This is a genomic window from Pseudomonas sp. GW823-FHT02F05 (genome assembly GCF_058797315.1).
The window spans coordinates 14,326-30,250 of sequence record NZ_JBXAJM010000035.1; the positions used below are offsets into that span (position 1 = coordinate 14,326).

Annotated in this window: 13 protein-coding genes; 10 read left to right on the forward strand and 3 right to left on the reverse strand. The window is 61.0% G+C overall.

Translation table 11 applies throughout. The features are described 5' to 3' along the window. Window positions 1-22: 22 nt before the first annotated feature. From AC1RAC_RS27330 to AC1RAC_RS27350, 5 genes are all read left to right on the forward strand, one after another. Window positions 23-1,645: an MFS transporter gene (locus tag AC1RAC_RS27330; RefSeq protein ID WP_072448755.1), complete on the forward strand. Its 1,623-nt coding sequence runs from the start codon at window positions 23-25 to the stop codon at window positions 1,643-1,645. A 221-nt stretch (window positions 1,646-1,866) separates the two neighbouring features. Then, a complete protein-coding gene (locus tag AC1RAC_RS27335; RefSeq protein WP_252950298.1) occupies window positions 1,867-3,816 on the forward strand; it encodes a DNA topoisomerase III in 1,950 nt (649 codons plus the stop codon). 129 nt (window positions 3,817-3,945) lie between these two features. Then, complete coding sequence (locus tag AC1RAC_RS27340) at window positions 3,946-4,386, forward strand: CBS domain-containing protein (protein WP_034127063.1); 441 nt, start codon at window positions 3,946-3,948, stop codon at window positions 4,384-4,386. Between the two features lie 9 nt (window positions 4,387-4,395). Then, complete coding sequence (locus AC1RAC_RS27345; protein WP_492617145.1) at window positions 4,396-5,241, forward strand: NAD-dependent protein deacetylase; 846 nt, start codon at window positions 4,396-4,398, stop codon at window positions 5,239-5,241. Between the two features lie 595 nt (window positions 5,242-5,836). Beyond that, window positions 5,837-6,166, forward strand: coding sequence for a hypothetical protein (locus AC1RAC_RS27350; protein WP_003190335.1), 330 nt, complete (start codon window positions 5,837-5,839; stop codon window positions 6,164-6,166). 58 nt (window positions 6,167-6,224) lie between these two features. Here the strand turns inward: AC1RAC_RS27350 and AC1RAC_RS27355 are convergent, their stop codons facing one another. Beyond that, the gene (locus tag AC1RAC_RS27355) at window positions 6,225-7,127 is read right to left on the reverse strand and encodes a LysR family transcriptional regulator (RefSeq protein WP_034127061.1); all 903 of its coding nucleotides are present in this window, start codon (window positions 7,125-7,127) and stop codon (window positions 6,225-6,227) included. A 133-nt stretch (window positions 7,128-7,260) separates the two neighbouring features. Between AC1RAC_RS27355 and AC1RAC_RS27360 the strand changes: the two genes are divergently transcribed. The 3 genes from AC1RAC_RS27360 to AC1RAC_RS27370 are packed head-to-tail and all read left to right on the forward strand — an operon-like array spanning window position 7,261 to window position 9,843. Next, complete coding sequence (locus AC1RAC_RS27360) at window positions 7,261-7,959, forward strand: CoA transferase subunit A (protein ID WP_003190329.1); 699 nt, start codon at window positions 7,261-7,263, stop codon at window positions 7,957-7,959. 31 nt (window positions 7,960-7,990) lie between these two features. Then, window positions 7,991-8,650, forward strand: a complete 660-nt coding sequence (locus AC1RAC_RS27365) for a CoA transferase subunit B (protein ID WP_005786928.1) — start codon at window positions 7,991-7,993, stop codon at window positions 8,648-8,650. A gap of 11 nt (window positions 8,651-8,661) precedes the next feature. After that, complete coding sequence (locus tag AC1RAC_RS27370; RefSeq protein WP_003190325.1) at window positions 8,662-9,843, forward strand: acetyl-CoA C-acetyltransferase; 1,182 nt, start codon at window positions 8,662-8,664, stop codon at window positions 9,841-9,843. A 241-nt stretch (window positions 9,844-10,084) separates the two neighbouring features. Here AC1RAC_RS27370 and AC1RAC_RS27375 read toward each other — a convergent pair whose 3' ends face one another. After that, window positions 10,085-10,507, reverse strand: a complete 423-nt coding sequence (locus AC1RAC_RS27375) for a PaaI family thioesterase (RefSeq protein WP_054895767.1) — start codon at window positions 10,505-10,507, stop codon at window positions 10,085-10,087. Window positions 10,508-10,664: 157 nt separating this feature from the next. Between AC1RAC_RS27375 and AC1RAC_RS27380 the strand changes: the two genes are divergently transcribed. Then, a complete protein-coding gene (locus AC1RAC_RS27380) occupies window positions 10,665-11,459 on the forward strand; it encodes a DUF4349 domain-containing protein (protein ID WP_197901477.1) in 795 nt (264 codons plus the stop codon). Here the strand turns inward: AC1RAC_RS27380 and AC1RAC_RS27385 are convergent, their stop codons facing one another. Then, entirely contained in the window at window positions 11,460-12,545 is a 1,086-nt protein-coding gene (locus AC1RAC_RS27385; protein ID WP_034127058.1) for a DUF1615 domain-containing protein, read from the reverse strand. A gap of 273 nt (window positions 12,546-12,818) precedes the next feature. Between AC1RAC_RS27385 and AC1RAC_RS27390 the strand changes: the two genes are divergently transcribed. Next, on the forward strand, window positions 12,819-15,925 hold a 3,107-nt coding region (locus AC1RAC_RS27390; RefSeq protein WP_492617146.1), incomplete at its 3' end, for a DUF6531 domain-containing protein.

Sequence of the window (15,925 nt, forward strand, 5' to 3'; positions counted from 1 at the left end):
TAATCACTGTGAGGGACACCCGATGTCAGAACATGCTCAACCCCTGGGCTCGGCGGCCAGTGCAAGTACCGCCAACGAATCAAGAAAGGTCATCTTCGCCTCCTCCTTGGGGACGGTGTTCGAGTGGTATGACTTTTTTCTCTACGGCGCCCTGGCGGCGGTGATCAGCAAGCAGTTCTTTGCCGGGGTCAACGACACCACGGCGTTTATCTTTGCCTTGATGGCCTTTGCCGCAGGCTTTGTAGTGCGGCCATTCGGTGCGCTGGTGTTCGGCCGGCTGGGCGATATGATCGGGCGCAAGTACACCTTCCTCGTGACCATCATCCTGATGGGCGTGGCAACCTTCTGCGTCGGGTTGCTGCCGACCTACGCCAGCATCGGCATTGCTGCGCCGATCATCCTCATTGTGCTGCGCATGCTGCAGGGCCTGGCGCTGGGCGGTGAGTACGGTGGCGCCGCCACCTACGTGGCCGAGCATGCGCCACCGGGCAAGCGCGGCCTGCACACCAGCTGGATTCAATCCACCGCCACCCTCGGCCTGCTGCTGTCGCTGCTGGTGGTGCTGGCCTGCCGTTACTTCACCGGCGATCAGTTCGAAGTGTGGGGCTGGCGCATTCCGTTCTTGTTTTCCATCGTGCTGCTGGGCATCTCGACCTGGATCCGCATGAGCCTGCACGAATCGCCCGCTTTCTTGAAGATGAAAGAGGAAGGCAAGGCCTGCAAGGCGCCGATTCGCGAGTCCTTCGGCAAATGGGAAAACCTCAAGGTGGTGCTGATCGCGCTGTTCAGTATCAACGGCGGGCAGGCGGTGACCTTCTACGCGGCGCAGTTTTATGTGCTGTTCTTCCTCACCCAATTCCTGCGCATGGACCCGGCCCTGGCCAATATGCTGTTGATCATCAGCGTGGTAATTGGCGCGCCGTTCTTTATCCTGTTTGGTTGGCTGTCGGACAAGGTCGGGCGCAAGCCAGTGCTGATGCTCGGCCTGCTGCTGGCGACCGCCCTGTACTTCCCGATCTTCAAGGGCCTGGCGCACTACACCAACCCGGCAATGGACCAGGCCAGCCGACAGGCGCCGATCACCGTACTGGCCGACCCGGCCACCTGCACCTTCCAGTTCGACCCGGTGGGCAAGGCCCGTTTTGACAGCCCGTGCGACAAGGTCAAGACCTTCCTGGTCAAACAGGGTCTGCCCTACAGCAGCGCCGCCGCCCCTGTGGGCAGCCCGGTGCAAGTGAGCGTCGGCGATGTGCGTATCGACGGCTTTGATGAAGCGGCCCTGCGTGGCGCCGTGGCCCTGGCCGGTTACCCGTCATCGGCGGATGTGGCCCAGGTCAACAAGCTGATGGTGGTGGTGCTGATCGTGGTGCTGATCTTCATCGCCGCCATGTGCTACGGGCCCTTGGCGGCGCTGATGGTGGAGCTGTTTCCGACGCGCATCCGCTACACCTCGATGTCCCTGCCCTACCACATCGGTAACGGTTGGTTTGGCGGGTTCCTGCCGACGGTGTCGTTTGCCTTGGTGGTGTATACCGGCGATATCTTCTATGGGTTGTGGTACCCGGTGGTGGTGACGGGCGTGAGCCTGATCGTCGGGTTGTTCTGCCTCAAGGAAACCCGGCATGTGGATATCGAAAACAACTGATACCTCTGCCCTGTAGGAGCGAGCTTGCTCGCGAAGAACCTGAGAGCAACGCGGGGCACCAGGCGCCCCGCGTCATCGTTAACGACCTTCGCGAGCAAGCTCGCTCCTACAGCGGCGTATGGCACCCACACAAATTGCTGTACATCCATACAGATAATGGTTGCTCAAACCCCTTCAAATAAGCATCCTGCAAGGCATCAACCCGATCTGATGTGATGACCATGCGGCTGTACCTCTGTGAAAAACCCTCCCAGGCCAAGGATATCGCGGCCGTGCTCGGTGCCAGCCGCCGCGGCGATGGGTGCTGGCTGGGTAATGGAGTCACGGTCACCTGGTGTATCGGCCACCTGCTGGAGACCGCACCGCCCGATGCCTACGACGCCAAATATAAACGCTGGGTGCTGGCCGACCTGCCGATCGTCCCGGAAAAGTGGAAGATGCTGGTCAAGCCCAAGACCGCCAGCCAATACAAGGCCGTCAAGCGCTTGCTGGGGGAAGCCCAGGAACTGGTGATCGCCACCGACGCCGACCGTGAAGGCGAGATGATCGCCCGTGAACTGGTGGAACACTGCCGCTACCGCGGGCCGATCCAGCGGTTGTGGCTGTCGGCACTTGACGACGCCTCCATTCGCAAGGCCCTGGCGGCGCTCAAACCCGGTGCAGAAACCTTCAGCCTGTATCACTCGGCCCTGGGGCGCTCGCGCGCCGACTGGCTGATAGGTATGAACATGAGCCGCCTGTTTACCCTGCTGGGGCGCCAATCCGGTTACCAGGGCGTACTCCCGGTAGGCCGGGTGCAAACCCCGACCCTGCGCCTGGTGGTGGACCGTGATCGCAGCATTGCCGACTTCGTGCCGGTGGCCTACTGGGCCATTGATGTCGACCTGCGCCACGATCACATCACCTTCACCGCCCAATGGCGCGCCCCTGAGGATGCCTGTGACGACCAGGGCCGTTGCCTCAACCCGCAACTGGCGCGGGACACCGCCGACGCCATGCTCAACGCCGCCACGGCGCGGCTGGTGAAGCTGCGTACCGAGCGCATGCGCGAAGTGGCGCCCCTGCCCTTCGACCTCGGCACCTTGCAGGAGATCTGTTCGAAGAAGCTCGGCCTGGGAGCCCAGGAAACCCTGGATATCGCCCAATCCCTGTACGAAACCCACAAGGCCATCACCTACCCGCGCAGCGATTGCGGCTACCTGCCATTGAGCCAGCACAGTGAAGCGCCGAAGATCCTTGCGGCGCTGGGCCGTGCGGACACGGCGGTCAACGAGCTGATGTCGCACATCGACCCTCGGCGCCGTTCGCGGGCCTGGAACGACGCGAAAGTCAGCGCCCACCACGGCATCATCCCCACCGGAGCCGGCAAGGAGGTCAGCCAACTGACCGGCAAGCACCGTGCGGTCTATACGCTGATTCGTGCGCGCTACCTGGCGCAGTTCCTGCCCAACCATGAATACGACCGCACCCAGGCCGATTTCGACTGTGCCGGCCAGGCGTTGCGCGCGGTGGGCAAAGTCATTATTGAACCGGGCTGGAAACGCGCCTTGCCCGAAGCGCTGGCACCCGCCAAAGGTCGCGAAGCGCCTGCGCCCCAAGCTTTGCCGACGCTGGTGCAGGGCCACGACTATGCCGTGGCCAAGGTCAACCTCAAAGACCTGTGGACCCAGCCGCCCAAGCCCTTTACCGAAGGCGACCTGATCAAGGCCATGAAAAACGTCGCCAAGCTGGTGGAGGACCCGTTGCTCAAGCAAAAACTCAAGGACACCACTGGCATCGGCACCGAGGCCACCCGCGCCGGGATCATCCAGGGCTTGCTGGATCGCGGTTATCTGGTGAAAAACGGCAAGGCCCTGTCAGCAACCCCGGCCGCGTTCAGCCTGATCGACGCGGTGCCCCGCGCCATCGCCGACCCCGGCACCACCGCCATCTGGGAACAGGCACTGGACATGGTGCAAAGCGGCGAAATGAGCCTGGAGGAATTCGTCGCCAAGCAAGCGGCTTGGATGAGCAAGCAGGTGGCACGCTGTAACGGCATGCGCATGACTATCACTGGCCCCGCCAGCCCGGCTGGCCGAGGTGCGACGCCGTGGAAAAAGAAGCGCAAGGCCGCCCCACGTAAAGCTGGCACCAACCCCAAGCGCGGAAAAAAGCCGGCAAATGCGGGATAAATACCAAAAAAGACTGGCACATGACGTTTTTCGACAGGTTTAACGCCGCATTGGCCCTTGCTCCGGCGGGTTCGGTCTAGGATTCTGTAGGGGATCTGGACTACCAACAACAACACCGGAGTGGCCGCCATGAAAACCGTTGCACAACTGCTGAAAGCCAAGGACCAGAAAAACCAGGACGTCCACACGATCAAATGGGACCACACCGTATTTGAAGCGCTGGTGCGGATGTCGGAGAAAAACGTCGGTGCCTTGCCAGTGGTCAGGGATGACGTGGTGGTCGGCATCATCAGTGAACGGGATTACGCACGTAAAATCATGCTCAAGGGCCTCTCGTCAGTTACCACCAAGGTCCATGAGGTGATGAGCTCGCCGGTGATCACTGTGGATACTCACAAGAGTGTCGAGGAATGCATGAACATCATGACCGACAGTCACCTGCGCCACCTGCCGGTGGTCGAAGACGGCAAACTGCTGGGCCTGCTGTCTATCGGTGACCTGGTCAAGGAAGCAATTGCCGAACAAGCGGCCTTGATCCAGCAACTGGAACAGTACATCCGCGGCGAATAGGGGGAACCCATGCTCGACACGCTGGACCATCAGGAAGACCACCTCGATACTCTGCACCGGGCCATGTCCGGCCGGCGTTTCCTGGTGCTGACCGGCGCAGGGATAAGTACATCTTCGGGTATCCCGGATTACCGGGACGGGGAAGGTGTACGCCGGGGCAAGCCACCGATGATGTACCAGGAGTTCCTCGCCACTCCCGAGGCGCGGCGCCGCTACTGGGCGCGGGCGATGCTGGGGTGGCCACGGGTGCGCATTGCCCAGCCGAACAAGGCCCACCTGGCGCTCGCGACGCTGCAGCACCGTGGCCATATCAGCGGGCTGATCACGCAGAACGTCGACACCCTGCATGACCAGGCCGGCAGCCAGGATGTGATCGAGCTGCATGGCAGCTTGCATCGGGTGCTGTGCCTGGATTGCCAACTGCGCAGCGAGCGCGACGTGATCCAGCGGCAGATGGAGGTCGATAACCCGCACATGGCACAGGTTCATGCGGTGCAAGCGCCGGATGGCGACACCTTGCTTGATCCGGCGTTTGAACAGCACTTCCAGGTACCCCGCTGCCCGCACTGCAATGGCGAACGGCTGAAACCGGATGTGGTGTTCTTTGGCGAAAACGTCGCGCCGGCGACGGCGCTCAAGGCAATGACGGCGGTAGAGCATGCCGAAGGGCTGTTGGTGGTGGGGTCGTCGCTGATGGCCTATTCGGCGTTTCGCCTGTGCAAGGCGATGATTGAACAGGGTAAGCCGGTGATTGCCATCAACCTGGGCAAGACTCGGGGGGATGAGTTGTTGCAGGTGAAGATCCAGGCGTCTTGCGAGCAACTGTTACCCTTATTGACCGAGAGATTGAGATAGCGACACATCAACATGTGGGAGCTGGCTTGCCTGCGATAGCAGTGTGTCAGGCATACATGTACCCACTGACGCACCGCCATCGCAGGCAAGCCAGCTCCCACAGGGTTCGGCGTAAATCCGCCACCAAAATCCCGCGACCCACCGCACAGAAAATGACGCCCAAGTCACGTTTTCGCGTATTCCCCCGTCCCCACGGCAATTTATGTAGTGAGCAAAAATAATCACTACATAACCGTTGACGTAACCTTTTTGTCCTTGCATGATCTAGACGTCTCTCGGATCGGGAGCGTTGGTAACAAGCGTTTCGAACAGGCTCGTCTGACCGCCGAGCTGTTTTTCCGGATGTGCACTGCCCACAAGGCAGATTGATGAAGTGACCGGCCCCGGAAGGGACAGGTACAAGGCGCTCAAACGCGGCTTGTCTTCGCAATCAGAGCATTGCGTAGCAGTTCATCAGCAAGACTACATGCATCAGCTTCAAGACCCTGCCCGTATTCGGCAGCCCGTCGCTGACGCCCGGTTTTAGTGACCGGAGACAACTTACTGGTATTAACGAATCAACTGATAGATCGCCAACTGGTCAAGGGGCTTACACATGAATTTGAACAACCAACCAACTATCGATGAATTGGCTGAGATGTTCGCAGCGCAGAAAGACACACTCGACGACCATATCCTGTGGATTGGCAAATCGGGCGAAGTGCAAATTGACTGCCTGGCGCCCCATACCGAAGAAGCCGAGTTTGACCGTAACAACCGTGAGCTGGCGGCGCGCCTGAAGATGTACCGCCGTGGCCAGGGTTATGTCGGCAAGAAGGCCGCCGCTGATCGCAACTTTATCGAGCAAGTGTTCGACACACTTAACAATGCCTGGGCGTCTTTCAAAGACAGCTCGCAAGTTAAAGTGATCGACCGTTACTACTAAGTAGTACTCAATCAATGTGGGAGTTGGCTTGCCAGCTCCCACATTTGTATTTACTGATTTAAAAAGTTGGAAACCTGCCCTTCCCCGCCTCATCCCGAAAGATATCAAACAGCACCTGCGCCGCCGCCGACAGTTCATGCCCCGGCTTGGTCAGCACCCCAATTGGTCGCTCGATCACCGGGCCAGTCAAGGTAATGCAATGGGCTCCCGCCTCCTCCATCTGCCTGGCGCATAACGCTGGCACTGCACTAACCCCCAAACCGCTGGCAACCATCTTGCCCACCGTCGCCAGTTGATGGCTTTCCAAGGCAACGGGCAGTTTCATCTGCAAGGCACCGAGGTGTTCTTCCAGCATCACTCGCACAGTGGAAGGCCGCTGCAGGGTGATGAACGGCTGCTCCAACAAGGCTTTCCAGTCGATTTCAGCACGCTGTGCCAAGGGCGAATCCCCCGGGACCACGGCGACAAAGCGATCCAGGTACAACGGCGTGAACGCCAATGACGAACCATCGGACGGCTCGAACGCCACCCCCAGCTCCACCTGACGGTCGCGCACCATCTCCAGCACCTGTTCATTGATCAGGTCATGCACCGTCACGTTCACCTGGGGGTAACGGGCGCGGAATATCTTCAGGATCGGCGGCAACAGGTTCCCCGCGAACGAGGGCATGGCGGCCACCGTGACGCGGCCACGTTGCAAGGTAAAACGCTGGCGCAGTTCGTCTTCGGCGTTGTCCCAATCGGCAATCAACCGGCGGGCCAGGGGCAGCAGGGACTCGCCTTCAGGGGTCAGCGCGACGTTACGGGTATTACGGCTGAACAGGCGCCCGCCCAAGCCTTCTTCCAGGCCCTTGATGGTCAAGCTCAACGCCGATTGAGAGAGGTGCAAACGCTCACAGGCCGCGGCAAAACTCAGGCTTTGCGCGACGGCGAGAAAGGCACGCATCTGTTTAACGGTCATGACGCAGCTCCGGACGACGATTGGACTATGCTGTTTTCTAAATCAATCAACCTTAAAAAACAACTTAACAAATCAATCCGCTGGCGCAACACTCAACTCACTGGCTGGACCACAAACAATAAAAGAGGTGCATATGGCAGGTTTCGATAAACGCGTGGCGTCCTATGAAGAAGCGCTGGCAGGCCTGGAAGACGGCATGACCGTGCTCTCCGGTGGTTTTGGCCTGTGTGGCATTCCGGAAAACCTCATTGCCGAAATCAAGCGCAAAGGTACCCGCGACCTGACGGTGGTCTCCAACAACTGTGGCGTCGATGGCTTCGGCCTGGGTGTGCTGCTGGAACAGAAGCAGATCAGCAAAGTGATCGCTTCCTACGTGGGTGAAAACGCCCTCTTCGAGAAACAACTGCTCAGCGGCGAGATTGAGGTGGTGCTTACCCCTCAAGGCACCCTGGCAGAAAAAATGCGCGCAGGCGGTGCCGGCATTCCGGCCTTCTTTACCGCCACTGGCGTCGGCACCCCCGTTGCCGAAGGCAAGGAAACCCGCGAATTCAAGGGCCGCCCGTATCTGATGGAAGAGTCCATCACCGGCGACTTTGCCATCGTCAAAGGCTGGAAAGCCGACCACTTCGGTAACGTTATCTACCGTCACACCGCCCAGAACTTCAACCCGCTGGCCGCCACCGCCGGCAAGATCACCGTGGTCGAAGTCGAGGAAATCGTCGAACCGGGCGAGCTGGACCCGGCGCAGATCCACACCCCTGGCATCTACGTCGACCGGATCATCTGCGGCACCTTCGAAAAGCGCATTGAACAGCGCACCGTCCGCAAATAATCCCCGTCCAGAACAACAAGAGGAAACAATCATGGCGCTTACCCGCGAACAAATGGCTCAACGCGTTGCCCGCGAGATGCAGGACGGTTACTACGTGAACCTCGGTATTGGCATTCCGACCCTGGTGGCCAACTACATCCCCGACGGCATGGAAGTGATGCTGCAATCGGAAAACGGCCTGCTTGGCATGGGCCCGTTCCCAACCGAAGAAACCATCGACGCCGACATGATCAACGCCGGCAAGCAGACCGTCACCGCACGCATCGGCGCCTCGATCTTCTCTTCCGCCGAGTCGTTCGCGATGATTCGCGGTGGGCATGTCGACCTCACCGTACTGGGCGCATTCGAAGTGGACGTACAGGGCAACATCGCTTCGTGGATGATCCCCGGCAAGCTGGTCAAGGGCATGGGCGGTGCCATGGACCTGGTGGCCGGCGCAGAAAACATCATTGTGATCATGACTCACGCATCCAAAGACGGTGAGTCCAAGTTGCTCAGCCAATGCAGCCTCCCGCTGACCGGTGCCAACTGCATCAAGCGTGTGCTCACGGACCTGGCGTACCTGGAAATCGAAAATGGCGCTTTTGTCCTCAAGGAACGCGCACCTGGCGTCAGCGTTGAAGAGATTGTGAGCAAGACCGCCGGTAAACTGATCGTCCCGGACCACGTTCCAGAAATGCACTTCCAGTGAGGACAGATTCCATGCAAGACGTCGTGATTGTTGCTGCCACCCGCACCGCCGTGGGCAGCTTCCAAGGTTCGCTGGCGAACATTCCGGCCCCGGAACTGGGCGCCGCCGTGATCCGTCGCCTGCTGGAGCAGACCGGCCTGGACCCGGCGCAAGTGGATGAGGTGATCCTCGGCCAGGTGCTCACCGCAGGCAGCGGCCAGAACCCGGCGCGCCAGGCTTCGATCCTTGCCGGCCTGCCCCATGCCGTGCCGAGCCTGACTCTGAACAAGGTCTGCGGTTCGGGCCTCAAGGCCCTGCACCTGGGCGCCCAGGCCATTCGTTGCGGCGACGCCGAGGTGATCATTGCCGGTGGCATGGAGAACATGAGCCTGGCCCCGTACGTACTGCCTGCCGCACGCACCGGGTTGCGCATGGGCCACGCGAAGATGATCGACAGCATGATCACCGACGGCCTGTGGGATGCGTTCAACGATTACCACATGGGCATCACCGCCGAGAACCTGGTGGACAAGTACGGCATCAGCCGCGAAGCCCAGGACGCCTTTGCCGCCGCCTCCCAGCAAAAAGCTGCCGCCGCTATCGAAGCCGGACGCTTTGCCGATGAGATCACACCGATCCTGATTCCCCAGCGCAAAGGCGACCCGGTGGCCTTCGCCGTGGACGAACAACCCCGCGCCGGCACCACCGCCGAATCCCTGGCCAAGCTCAAGCCTGCGTTCAAGAAAGACGGCAGCGTCACCGCCGGCAACGCCTCCAGCCTGAACGACGGCGCTGCGGCCGTGCTGCTGATGAGCGCCGACAAAGCCAAGGCACTCGGCCTGCCCGTACTGGCGCGTATCGCCAGCTACGCCAACGCGGGCGTCGACCCGGCCATCATGGGCATCGGCCCGGTCTCGGCCACCCGCCGCTGCCTGGACAAGGCCGGCTGGCAGCTTGCGGACCTGGACCTGATCGAGGCCAACGAAGCCTTCGCCGCGCAATCACTGGCGGTGGGCAAAGAGCTGGAGTGGGACGCGCAGAAGGTCAACGTCAACGGCGGCGCCATCGCCATCGGCCACCCGATCGGTGCTTCAGGCTGCCGCGTACTGGTGACCCTGCTGCACGAAATGATCAAGCGCGATGCCAAGAAAGGTTTGGCAACGCTGTGCATCGGCGGCGGCCAAGGTGTCGCCCTGGCGCTCGAACGCAACTGAATCGGATCGCTATTGTGGCGAGGGAGCTTGCTCCAGTTGGGCTGCGTAGCAGCCCCACGCCAATAGAGCAACATAGAAAAGGCCTGGCTCCACGAAAAGCCAGGCCTTTTCTTTTATCGATCCCCCTGAATGAACTCGATCAAAATGTGGGAGCTGGCTTGCCTGCGATAGCGGTCTATCAGTCAGACCATTGCTAACTGACACACCGCTATCGCAGGCAAGCCAGCTCCCACATTTGATCTCACTGCCTGTCAGCTTGCGGCACCGCGAACACCGCGCTCGCCCGCAGCACCACCCGCTCCACCACCTGCAAACTCAACGTGGCGAACGCCATCTGCCGTCCGCGCTTGTGGCTTTCCAGACGCACCACCATCCACTCCCCTACCTGCACGGCGCCCAGGTAATCCACTGTCATGCTGGCGGTAATCAACGGCAACGGCGGCTCACTGGAAAACGCCATGGCGTACCCCATGCCGATATCGGCCAGCGTCGCCAGCACCCCGCCATGTACCGTACCGCGCCCATTGGCGTGACGATGATCGGCGCGCAAGCCGACTTCCAATTGCAAACCTTCGCCACGGCAATACGCCGGGCCGAGCAGTTCCAGCAACGGACTGCTGCGCGGCAACGGGACAAAGCCTTGGGGGACAGTCTGAGCGTTCATGGCGGATGCTTCCCTGGGGTGAGGCCTGAGGTGTACGCCAGCCCCGACCCGGCAGCCACCACCATCAGCCGGGCAAATCCCGGGCAATGCTTTGCGTTAATGGGCCAGACCCGCTTTAATCTCGGCCAATTTCTCCTGCACATTTCAAGGAAACGCCATGCGCCACCTGGACGGCAACTCCCACCCGCTTCGCGCGCCGCTGTTGATCTTGCTCGCCGGCCTGGCCTTGGCCGGTTGTTCCCCCACGGACCACTCTCGCGCCACCGTCATCAATGGCGAACAGGGCAAGGCCGGGGCGCAACTGGCCTATGAGCATGAATTGACCCTGGCCCTGCCCGGCGCCCTGCTTGCGCCGCGTATGCAGGCCACTCGTGAGGCGTGTGAAACGGCGCGCTTTGGTGCCTGCAATATCCTGGGCATTACCGAAGACGGCCAGGGTGGCCAGATCATCCTGCGAATCGCGCCCACGGGTGTGGAGCCGATGGTCGCCCTGGCGGCCGAAGGCGGTAAGCTCGGCCAGCGCATCACCACTGCCGAAGACCTGGCCGATGCCGTGGCGGATGTGCGCCGTCGCCAGGACCGCCTGCAAGCCCAGCAGCAACGCCTCGATGAACTGGCCAAGCGCAAGGACATCACCGTCAGCGACCTGATCGTCCTGAGCAAAGAGCAAGCCGGCATTGAAAACGAGCTGCAGGAACTGGCCCAGGTTGCCGCCGGCCAGCAACGCCGCCTCGACACCAACCGCATGACCTTGGACTTCCGCTCCTCCGACGGCGCCAACCAGGTGTCAAGGTTCACCCGGATGTTCAGCAACCTGGGAGACAACCTGGTGAACGGCACCGCAGACGCCCTGGAACGTGCCAGCTATGTGCTGCCCTTCGTGATCCTGGCGTTCCCGGTGGTGTGGTTGTGGGTGGGCTTGTGGCGCCGGTTCGTCAAGCGCCGCAGTTGATCAGCGCTTCATGCAGCGCTGGTAGCGCTCATCCACGCGCTTGGCAAACCAGGCCGTGGTCAGGTTGCGGGTGATCTTCGGGCTCTTGAGCACAATACCCGGCAGGATCGCCCGTGGCAGCGGCTTGCCGGCCGCCTGGTCAGCCAAGGCGAAGACGCGCTTGTACAAGGTGGTGTCCTCGAAATCCAACTGCTCGCCCTGCTCCAGTTGGCTGCGGATGCTCGGGTTGCGCATATCCAACTTCGCCCCCAGTGAACGCACCGCCAACTCGGTGGTGCCGGGCAACAATGAGCCATAGCGGATCAAATCCCCATCCAGCGCCAGCTCTTTGCCTGAAACACGGCTGACCGCGGCCTGGAACGCGGCATTGCGGCTGGCGTACCAACCGGCGTTGAAATCGGCAAAGCGGTACAGCGGCTGATCGTAGCTCACCGGGTAACCGAGCAAGTGGGCGATGCCGAAGTACATGCCGCCGCGACGGGTGAACACTTCGCGGCGAATCGTACCGTCCACCGTGTAGGGATAACCCCGCGCCTGTTTCTGCGCAAAGTCGATACTGACCTGCATGGGGCCAGCAGTGTGTACCGGGTTGAACCCGCCAAACAGCGTATTGCCCAGGGGCACCATGCTGATGAAGTCGTCAAAAATCGCGCTCAGGTCCTTTTCCGTACGGGCGGCATTCAAACGGTCGGCGTAGGTTTTGCCGGTGGGCGAGCGCAGTTGCAAGGCGCTGCGCACCACGAATGCCGGCACGTGCACCTTGCCGGCACGGCGCAAGATTTCATCCTGGGCGATCTTGCCCATGCCCGGCACTGGCGGGTCGACCTGATAGGTGGACTCCTGCTCGGTCACCGCCAGCACCGCACAGATGTTTTCGGTGCTGGGGTAGATTTTCTGGGTGTCGAACGCGGTGTAGATGTCCTGGGCCCAACCGTTACGGTCCGCAACCTTGGCCGGCAGCAGGCGCACGATCTGCGCCTTCACCTCGGCTTCACTGCGCTCGGGCTGCTGGGGGCCACGGGAAGTTGAGCACCCGGCCAGTACCAGTAAAGGAATAAGGCAGAGCAGCAGACGCGTTGAATACATGAGGCTTCCTTGGTTAACGACGGGCCGGGCAGTGCTGATATCGACAGGTAAGTCTAACCGGGGTTCGTCGGCATGCCGAACCCAGTGCCTGGCAGTAACTGAAACATCCCACACAACTGCCGGATAAGCTCTACTCCTCACCCCGGCAAACCTCTGCAAAGTCCCTCGCCTGATCAAACAGTGCGAGGGAGTGCAGATGGTTTTTTTCGTGACGCGTGCGGTTGACGGGGCCGCCACTTGAACCCGGCCATTGGCAGGCTGGCGCTGACGCCAATGAACGTGGAAACGGTCGACGTCGAGGGCGTCTTCCGTGACTTTCGCGATTGCTTGAACACCTTTGACGAGTGGGCCAAAAGCTTTTGGAGCTTCTCCGCGCTGGACGTCGAACAGGTGTTCAAGGTCGGGGATGACGTCGCGCTGGTTGCCCCGGTCAATCGCTCCCTGTTTCCCAGCAGCACCGTCGCCACCTGCCAGGCCACGGGTACCTTGACCCTGGTGCATATGTTCCAGAGCACGAGGTTCGTACCCATCGGCAACACCCCGGTGATCGTGCAACGCGTTGATCCAAACGGCGGCCCGCTGGGCGAGCCCCTCCATAAGACCATCGGCCCCAGTGGCATCCTCGAAGTCACCGAGTGCGATCGCAACCAGCAATACCGGGTGAGTTTCTACCCCAACGTTTCCCAGGATCACCTCAAGGCGCTGTATACGTCCTACCACTCAGTGATCACAGCGTTGGAAGCCCGGCTGCGCAAAGAGTGGACCGACACCTTCCAGGCCCAGTGGAAAAATTACACAGACGCCCGCCCGCTTGAGCGGCGCCGCCTGCTGGAGGCGGCCTTTGTCAGTGGATTGGGCAAGGCGCTTTACAGCCTGTGGGACAACATTGGCGAGCTGTCTGCGCTGCTGGCGGACCTCAAGCCCAACAGCGAAAAGCTACTGCACTACCTTTCGCAAACTGAGCTCGACGAACTGCTGACCCTGGGCAGTGATGCGATAGCCCAGGGCTTGTTGGTGCTCAGTGACGAGCCGCTGCTGTTTATCTACCTGTCGGCGCTGGTCAGCTGGATGCGCATGCTCCCGCCGCCAGAGATGGCGGAACTGTGGGGTGAAATTACCGGTGAGGTGCTGATCAATCTACTGCTGATTCGCGTCTTGGGTGGGATGGGCGTGGTGGCGCGATTGGGGGCTGGTGTGCTCAGCCACGTCAAATCCGGGCGGGCGCGGGCGTTGTTGGAATTGCTGGCCAAGCAGGTGGCGGGGCCTCGACTGGAGCCCCATGTGGAGGCCGCAAAGCCGGTGTTGCTGAGCAGTGCGGCGATACCGGTCAAGGTGGTGCCGGTGGTGTCGTTGAAGGCAGGCGACACGCTGGTTTCGAACCCGGTGCCGATGGTGCGCGGCAAGACCCAGCGCACCACGTTGGTTCGTCAGGAGCCTGTCGATGATGTGCCGGCGGTGGCTTCTAATCCAAAGGGAGATGCGGCGGCGTCAGCAGACAAGACCGTTACCCACGGCTGCCCGGTGTCGATGGTTAACGGTGAAGAATTGCTCACCCTTACTGACGGCGCGCTGGATGGGATCTTGCCGTTTGAGTGGACGCGGCTGTACCGCACCAGTGCGGTGGACATTGATTGTGGGTTGGGGTTTGGCTGGAGTCATGGGCTGGCCCATCGGCTGGTGGTGTCGGGCGATTTGGTGGTGTGGACTGACCATGAGAACCGCTCGACCACCCTGCCCTTGCCCACCGATTCTCGGCCGGCGATCACCAATAGCCTGGCGGAAGCGGCGATCTACTTGGGTTCGGCTCCTGACGAACTGGTGCTGGCCCAGGCGTCGCGTTTCTATCACTTTCGCGATGGCGTACTGGTCTCGATCAGCGATGCGTATGACAACCGCCTGCGCCTTTGCCGGGATCGTTCAGGGCTGATTGAGCGGCTGGATAACGGCGCCGGTCGTTCGTTGCTGCTGCGTTATGAGTTGGGTCGCATCGTCGCGGTGGACTATCAGGTGCATCGCGCCAAAGGGCGTGAGCCCTACGTGTGGGAGACCGAGCAGAACCTTGTTTCCTACGCCTATGACGAAGACGGACGACTGGTTTGCGCGACCAATGCTGTCGGGGAAAGCGAGCGTTATCGGTACGACGATCAGCACGTCATTCTTGAGCGGCAGTTGGCCGGTGGGGCGAGTTTCTTCTGGGCGTGGGAACGGTCTGGCAAGGCGGCGCGTTGCGTCCGGCATTGGGCGAGCTTCTCGCAGATGGACACACGTTATGCCTGGGGCGATGACGGCCACGTCACCGTGCATAACGCCGATGGTAGCCAGGAAGTCTATGTCCATGACGACCGGGCGCGCTTGGTGCAGCGCATCGATCCGGATGGCGCTCAGCATTACAAATCCTACGATGCCAAGGGCCGGCTGACCGTCGAGCAAGACCCGATGGGCGCGGTGACGGCCTATCAATATGACGACGCCGGACGCTTGGTGGCGCTGTTTCCGGGGGATGATGAGCCAACGTCCTACGAGCATGACAACGGTTTTGTAAGGGTTGTCAGGCGTGGGCAGGCGGTCTGGAAATACGAGCGTAATGAACAAGGCGATGTTACGCGTAGGACCGATCCCGATGGAGAGGTTACTGACTACAGCTACAACAAGCACGGGCAACTGACTGGGATTTGGTACCCGGATCACAGTTGCCATCGACTGGTGTGGAACGAACGCGGGCAACTGCTTGAGGAGCAATTGCCCAATGGTGGGATCAAGCGTTATCGCTATGACGATCTGGGGCGGCAAGTTGCCTGTGAGGATGAGCATGGTGCGCTGACGCAATATCACTGGGACTGCGTCGGCAGGTTGATTCGTCTTGTATTGCCAGGCGGTGGTTGTAGGGAATTCAGCTACAACCCCTACGGCAAAATCATCGCCGAACGCGACGAACTGGGCCACGTCACCCGCTACGAATACGCCGATGGCCTGCACCTGATCAGCCGCCGCCTCAACGCCGACGGCACCCAAGTCAAGTACCGCTACGACAACGCCCGGCTGCTGCTCACCGAGATCGAAAACGAAACCGGCGAAACCTACCAACTCGACTATCACCCCAACGGCCTGATCCGCCAGGAAACCGGCTTCGACGGCCAGCGCACCGCCTATGCCTACGACCTCAACGGCCACCTGCTGGAAAAGACCGAATACGGCGACGATGGTAGTCAGCTAATCACCCGTTACGAGCGCGACCACGCCGGGCGCCTCGTAAGAAAAACCCTGCCCGACAGCGCCGTTGTCGACTATGCCTACGACCGCCAAGGCAACCTCCTCAGCGTCGAGGACGGCCACTGGGCGTTGGCCTACGAATACGACCGCCAAAACCGCCTCACCGCCGA

What these genes read in the sequence shown, in the direction of transcription:
- AC1RAC_RS27355 (WP_034127061.1), bottom strand. Translation starts at nt 7,127, where the DNA reads ATGACCGTTAAACAGATGCGTGCCTTTCTCGCCGTCGCGCAAAGCCTG.
- AC1RAC_RS27330 (WP_072448755.1), top strand. Translation starts at nt 23, where the DNA reads ATGTCAGAACATGCTCAACCCCTGGGCTCGGCGGCCAGTGCAAGTACC.
- AC1RAC_RS27370 (WP_003190325.1), top strand. Translation starts at nt 8,662, where the DNA reads ATGCAAGACGTCGTGATTGTTGCTGCCACCCGCACCGCCGTGGGCAGC.
- AC1RAC_RS27345 (WP_492617145.1), top strand. Translation starts at nt 4,396, where the DNA reads ATGCTCGACACGCTGGACCATCAGGAAGACCACCTCGATACTCTGCAC.
- AC1RAC_RS27350 (WP_003190335.1), top strand. Translation starts at nt 5,837, where the DNA reads ATGAATTTGAACAACCAACCAACTATCGATGAATTGGCTGAGATGTTC.
- AC1RAC_RS27380 (WP_197901477.1), top strand. Translation starts at nt 10,665, where the DNA reads ATGCGCCACCTGGACGGCAACTCCCACCCGCTTCGCGCGCCGCTGTTG.
- AC1RAC_RS27335 (WP_252950298.1), top strand. Translation starts at nt 1,867, where the DNA reads ATGCGGCTGTACCTCTGTGAAAAACCCTCCCAGGCCAAGGATATCGCG.
- AC1RAC_RS27365 (WP_005786928.1), top strand. Translation starts at nt 7,991, where the DNA reads ATGGCGCTTACCCGCGAACAAATGGCTCAACGCGTTGCCCGCGAGATG.
- AC1RAC_RS27375 (WP_054895767.1), bottom strand. Translation starts at nt 10,507, where the DNA reads ATGAACGCTCAGACTGTCCCCCAAGGCTTTGTCCCGTTGCCGCGCAGC.
- AC1RAC_RS27360 (WP_003190329.1), top strand. Translation starts at nt 7,261, where the DNA reads ATGGCAGGTTTCGATAAACGCGTGGCGTCCTATGAAGAAGCGCTGGCA.
- AC1RAC_RS27340 (WP_034127063.1), top strand. Translation starts at nt 3,946, where the DNA reads ATGAAAACCGTTGCACAACTGCTGAAAGCCAAGGACCAGAAAAACCAG.
- AC1RAC_RS27385 (WP_034127058.1), bottom strand. Translation starts at nt 12,545, where the DNA reads ATGTATTCAACGCGTCTGCTGCTCTGCCTTATTCCTTTACTGGTACTG.